Source organism: Streptomyces sp. NPDC094143 (assembly GCF_040303825.1).
In the GTDB taxonomy this organism is placed as follows: Bacteria; Actinomycetota; Actinomycetes; order Streptomycetales; family Streptomycetaceae; genus Streptomyces.
In genome coordinates this window covers 461,105-467,374 of record NZ_JBEOTZ010000002.1, presented here as the reverse complement: position 1 = coordinate 467,374, position 6,270 = coordinate 461,105, and the positions used below count along the sequence as shown (strand labels likewise).

Sequence of the window (6,270 nt, the reverse complement as noted above, 5' to 3'; positions counted from 1 at the left end):
CTGGCGAGCTCCCACAAGCCGTCCGGAACAATCCAACTCCACGTACCCCGCCCCATGAACGGACCAACGAGCGATCACCACATAGGACACCGTCTTAGCCACCTCCCCGGTCTGGGTCCCGCGTCGAGCAAGACCAGGGGGCCACTCGTGCACATTGCGGTCAGGCCCAAAGCCTGCCCGAGTTGCCAACCAGCGTACGGCCCCCTGATCATGCACGACCCCAGACCGGGCAGGCCACCGGCCAAACCCGCTCCGCCGGCCTTGCGCTACAACAAAACGGCCGTTACTCACCCGCAATATCTCGTGACTCTGAAACGAGAGAAGCGCCAATTCCGCGCAACCTGAGGGCTGCATTATGCGGTGAGTCCGCTAGTTTATAGCGTCCCTTATTTTCCTCTAGGGCGGCAACCAAAGGACTTGAAAGGAAGTCCAAGCACTCCCGCACGGAGTCTGCTGTTGGACGTGGAGTAACTTCTTTCCGAAGCGCGTAAATAATGTTCTCTACGCTGATGAATCCAGATGCAATCGGGTCGTTGTCGACTGCCTCCTGCAAGGCAAGCGCCAGAATCTTTCCGATCAGCAAGGAGCGACGCTCTGAAGCTGCGTATTGCTCAGCGATCTCGTCCCTATGGGCGTCCGGGCGGCTGAAAACGTCCCGCATGTCACGTAGGGAAATTGGGCTGAGTGCATGGCGCTTTAACGCGGAAACGAGATCGTCCACCTGAAGCATCACGACACCGTTCTCTACGGACCAATCCTTCAAACGGGTAGCGAAATCAGGACCGATAACCAGTGCATACTCGGCTTTATGTTTCCGCTTATGATCACGCAGAGCGTCAAATTTAACGCCCGACTCGGCTACAATACCGCTCCCGGAGCTTTTAGCGTCGATGATAACGCGGTAGCTATCACCAGGAGCCAACTGGGCTACAGCAAGGACGTCCGTTCTGCCTGGGCCGCCGAGATGTTCGGCATGAAACCCAAGGAACCGGAAAGCTCGGGCAATCGCCTCTTCGAAGGCCTTACTCTCGTTTCCATCCTTTCCGTACTCTTGCAGATCACGGACGATATCTCCGATCAAGGACCTCGGAGAGTCCTCCTGGTCGGGGACCGGATCTGCAACTTGCGCCTCTGCCGCCACAGATTCCTTTTGTAGGCTCAGAAGCTCGGCAAAAGCCTTGCCGACGCCCGTGACACGGAACCTTTGCCAGTCCACCCGCTCGACAAGACCAGCGTCTTGCAGGAAACCCAATCTAAGGCGGATCTCTCCATTGGAAGCTTGTGCGTACCCAAAGCGCTCTTTTGCCTGGGTGGTGAGACTAGACGTCGTCGAGGGATCGTCGATAACCTTCAGAATCTCACCAAAGAACGAATACCGCGAATGCAAGAATGCAACAAGGACTTGCTCATTCCCGACGTCGGTCAGCCACTGAGCGTCTGCCGTCGGCGCAAATACATTGAATGCCACCTGCTCAATTAGGCCCATGTGCCGCAGCGCATGCAAAGTTGACTGGAAGGACGAATGTGTGATTCCCAATTGCTCGGCGCATGCATTGCGGAAGTCTTCAGTGGTCATTCCGTCGCCAAGAAGTGAGATCAGGTTCCGAACGGCCTCAGAAGCAGACAGTGAAGATTCATCACTATCCCGGCTTGCCGATTTTGTTCCTCGCGGAATATACCCAATCAAGGGGCGCCGCCCCCGGAGTGCGTCCTGGTCCATTTCTGGAGTGTCAGACAGATATCGTACGGCTTCCGAATCTACAGTAGCTACCTCCTCGGCAACTGCCACTTCTCCTTTAGCCTCTTCAGGGGAACACAATTCGATTTTACTAAGCAGTGCTTCTCCTGCTGGAGTGCGTACTACCTGAGTTCCCCAGAGTTCCACCATACCCAGACTTCTGAGCCATCCCGTCCGACGGCGGACTTGATCAAGACTGGACCACGGCAACCCGTAGGTATCCCGCGCAAGGTTGAGCAGATCCGTTTGGGAAGTCCTCACCCCAATGCCATTAAGGAGCTCACCGATGAATTTTACGTTGTTGTGAAAGTGGATGGCCAAGGCCTCTGGTTCGGGAGCTTCAAGCCACTTCACTGCAAACTCGCTTGCCTCCCATTGGCCTTCTTTCTCGCGACGGACGACCAGACCGGCCGCAGACAATTGACTGCGGCATAGATTTTCGCAGCGAGCCGAAACTTCTTTTCCCTCCAAGTTCTTCCAAATCAGAGTCGATTCGCCACTGCACGGCAATTGGCCAAGAATCTGTCGAAGCATGGATGCCTGAGACTCGATGCCGCCAGAGATGTAGCCAAGCGTATTGACGCGATCACGCCAAGACTTCGGGAGGCTTTCAGCTTGCCGGGTCACTTGCGGCTCCTTCTTCAAGGTCGACTCGTGTTGCCTGGAAGGCTAGAGGGCCGGACTGACACTTGGGACCCGATCTGGTGATTAGGCGTCAAAGCCCACCAGACGTCCGCACATCTAGGGCGGACGGCCTTGAGCGTGTGGCGGCTGAGGTGACAACGCCGATGGACAGCGGCGAACAAGCGCGGAAGTCTGCGGACCATCAGCGCACGTGAGAGGCCCACCAGCCCAAGGCAGTTCCTCCACCCAAGTCCCTTCGGGGCGAAGAGGTCATCACTCAAGGTCTCACCGCCACGCTTCCGCCGGCGCGGCTCACTCTGGTCGACGGCATGGCTGCGTGGCTGAGACCCGCGGGGGTGCGGCGAGGCATACGCGTGTGCGGTCGGTCGGCTGACCCGCCGTCGTGGCTGGCTGTCGCCGGCTGAGGTTCAGACAGGGCGCATCGAGGGGTGCAGGCCGCCGTCAAGTGAGTGTGGCGGAGCTGGGCCGTCCCTGAGCCGTCCGAGGCCGCTCGCCAGTGCCCAATGACGACCCAATGACGACCACCAGGAGCACGAGCCCACCGCCCCTGATCAGCAGAAACCAGCTCACCCAGATCCCAGACAAGACCCAGGGCAAGAGGACAGATCCTGACTCGCCCCGTAAGACTCATCCGACACGAACACAACCGACCAGGGAGATGGCTCGAACATATATTCCCAATTCTTCCGAACCTAACTTCACGGCACACGGACCCCTACCGCAAAAGTGCGAGGCATGAGACTATCGGCGGTCCAGAAGGTGGGCGCGAGGGGGGCCAATGCGCGTTTCGATCTATCTTTTCCGGGCCGAAGCCAATTCTTTTGAAGGACTGCTGCGAGATTTTCCGGAAGAATCGCGTGCGCCACAGAAGCGTGGTTTGAGGGACGGGGTCGACCTCGACTGTGAGATTTGGGTCCTCCCTGCAGAGCCTCGGGAACCTAAATGGGCCACCATGCTTTCCAAGCTCACCACCGTAAGTGACCTCAAGAACTCCAACAACTCGGTCGCCGTCCTATTCAAGGTGCACGACCGATACTTCGCAGTTTGTTTCGGGTATGCACACGCGATGCTCAATCACGAATTGATTGAACCAGAGTTCGGGCTACGAGTAACCGCAAATATGGCAGACCCGTTCAAGGTCGCGGCGATCCAGGTTAGAACTCTGAGTGAGAACTCGCGGCAACAGAGGAGCCAAACGGCCAGTCGAACAAGAGTTGCAGAATTCGATGTGGAGGTGGAGCGAGAGTGGCTTAGGTACCTCAAAGCAGATGTCAGCGATGGAGTTAGCTGGGCCTCAGGGGTTGCCGGGTCCCAGTCACTATCATTGACAACGAAGATGGAACTTAGCCAATTCCCGACACTACTTTCACACCTGCTGGACCAATTCACCTCTGAAGCCTATAAGGAGAAGTTCCCGTACATTGACAACTTTGTCCCAATTTCTGCCGGCGATCCAATCATTGACAAATTGTGGTCTGCCCTGAGAGACGCAATCGTGGCACCGCAAGGGAAGAAGCTGGGAGTAGCCTGCCCGGACGACCTTCTGGGGGCCGAGGTTGGCTACTGGAAGATCTTCGGAGACCGTAAGCGAAACCGTGAGCCCATCGAGGAACTAGATCTCGAAAGCGTACTGACGCAGATCCCAATCAATGACCTTGAGGAGAAGCTGCCGAAGCTGAAGATAATTCCCATTGACGACTCCGGCAATCCCATCCGAACTAAGAGGTCACTCACAGAGTACTTCGTTTTCGAGCAGAATATTGATGGTGATACCTATGCCCTTTGCCTAGGGCAGTGGTTCAAAATCGCTTCAGACTACGTCCAGGAGATAAATGCCGAGGTAGCCAAAATCGAGGACGTAACCAAAGAAATCAAACTCCCGGACTGGCTCCCAGACAGTGACGGGATTTACGGAGACGAGGGGGACTACAATGACACAGTTTCCACTTCGCGCGGATACATACCCCTAGACGCCAGAAATTTTCTGATTGGAGGGCCGCATCAGAAGATCGAAATATGCGACTTCATAACTTCCGACCTGGACTTCGTTTGCGTTAAGCGCATGGAGGGTTCTCCAACCCTTTCCCACCTATTCAGTCAGGCTGCAGTTTCCGCGGACCTTTATGCAGCCAACGCAGTTGGGCAAGGAAAGCATGCGGTCGGTTACGCCGACTACATCAAGGGGCTGATTTCCTCGAAGTGGGGCAACGAAGGATCGGAAGTGGACCAGAACAAGAGGATGGTGCTCGCTATCGCCACCGAAAAGGCAGGCAAGATTGGCGACGCGCTCTATTTCTTCAGCAAAGTCAATCTCGTGCAGCGAGCTTCCGACCTGCGAAAATCTGGCTTCAAAGTCGCCCTGGCGAAAATTCACAGGCCTGAGCACCCATCAGGCGATTAGTGCCTCACGTGCCGGCCGTGGTGGCTTGCTCTGATTGACGACACGGGCAGCGTGACGCAGGCCGGCGAGGGTGCAACGAGGCACACGCGCGCTTGTTCGGTCGGCGCGCCCACCGTCGTGGCTGACTGTCGGCGGCTGAGGTTCATGCCACAACCGTGCCAGATACAGGGGTCTGCCACGGTCAACACCGGTGCCCAGGAGTCGAGTAGCCGCTCGCTTCTTCAGCCAGCGAAGCCGCAGTTCAGGTACGAGATCACCCAGCCTCTCTCCTAAAGCGGGTGTCGCGGGTTCGAAATGTGCCGGAGGCACAGCGAGAAGGGCCAGCTCAGAAGAGCTTCCTCCCGAGCTAGCCCTTTGCTGTTTCAGATGCCATGCCACGCGTGCAACGTCAACGGCAGTTATCGTTACGCCAACTCGCGATCAACCTGGTGCAGATAACTGAACGGGTGCTCATTCCTCGCACGGAACAGTGGACGGACCTCACGGGTAGCGATATTGAACCCGATGCTGCCCGCTATACCTGCTACCCAGGCGAGATCCGGGACGACCAACGCACCCACAGCAGCCGTAGCCACTCCCACCGTGACTGAGATGGACTTCTGCACCCAGGCCATACGGCTGGCTTGGGCAGCCGCCTGGTAGTCTTCACGCGCCTGTTTCAGCGCCACCCGCATTCGTTCCAGCACGTCGGCCGGGTGCTCCCATTCGCGGCGCAGATCGCTGAGCATGGTCTGAGTAGCCCCCATCAAGCGTTCCCGCTCGGCGGCATACCTGTCACGAAAGGCCAGGACCTCTGATGTGGAGGTGCCCGGTGCTGGCATGGGCAACAGACGGCCAAGCTCAACTCGCCAGGCTGCTACACCGAAGCCAGGAGCCATCGGCCGAAGCGACGTCTCGTGGGCGGATCGTTGATCGGTGTACGGCGTGTAGGCGCGAGTTTCAGTCGTAAATGCCACTTCCTGCGCCAGCGTGCCGAGTAACAGGAGGCGCACCTCCCTAGAAACGGCCAGGCCGGCGCCACGCCACCTCGTCGAGCTCTCAAGCCTTCGTCCCAGGCCTAAGCGGATGATCTCTTCCTCCAAAAAGTGGCCGAGCTTCGATCGGAAGAGAAAGGCATCCATGACAGAAACCTGAGGACTTGGCGGCCCGGCAGCAAGCTCACGAAGTTCCCGGGTCAAGACTTCAAGATGAAGCATGTCGTCCAGTGGCTGGCGGTATTGAGTACCGAGGACGATGGGATGGTAGAGCCCTCGTTCCCTGAGGTCCTTCAGCTCATCCGAGACTGCATCCTCGTATACCTCTGGATCCATCGGCACGACAGACGCCATGTCGTCCCAGTACAACAACGCCTGGTGTAGGACCTCCTGAGGAGGTCTGACCAAAGGGTAGTAGAGCAGCGTAGGCATCGGGTTCCCCTTCCAACAGGGTGGTCCACCGTAGTGGACCCTCGGAGCCGTCACCACGAGACGTGATCTGCAGGACAGAA

General features: G+C 57.5%; 3 protein-coding genes. 1 reads left to right on the top strand and 2 read right to left on the bottom strand.

The window, feature by feature from the left end:
• Positions 1 to 283: 283 nt before the first annotated feature.
• A complete protein-coding gene (locus ABTZ58_RS04730; RefSeq protein ID WP_351350371.1) occupies positions 284 to 2,365 on the bottom strand; it encodes a restriction endonuclease FokI C-terminal domain-containing protein in 2,082 nt (693 codons plus the stop codon).
• A 796-nt stretch (positions 2,366 to 3,161) separates the two neighbouring features.
• Between ABTZ58_RS04730 and ABTZ58_RS04725 the strand changes: the two genes are divergently transcribed.
• The gene (locus ABTZ58_RS04725; protein WP_351350369.1) at positions 3,162 to 4,784 is read left to right on the top strand and encodes a TIGR04141 family sporadically distributed protein; all 1,623 of its coding nucleotides are present in this window, start codon (positions 3,162 to 3,164) and stop codon (positions 4,782 to 4,784) included.
• 404 nt (positions 4,785 to 5,188) lie between these two features.
• Here ABTZ58_RS04725 and ABTZ58_RS04720 read toward each other — a convergent pair whose 3' ends face one another.
• Positions 5,189 to 6,190, bottom strand: a complete 1,002-nt coding sequence (locus ABTZ58_RS04720) for a hypothetical protein (protein WP_351350367.1) — start codon at positions 6,188 to 6,190, stop codon at positions 5,189 to 5,191.
• Positions 6,191 to 6,270 lie beyond the last annotated feature (80 nt).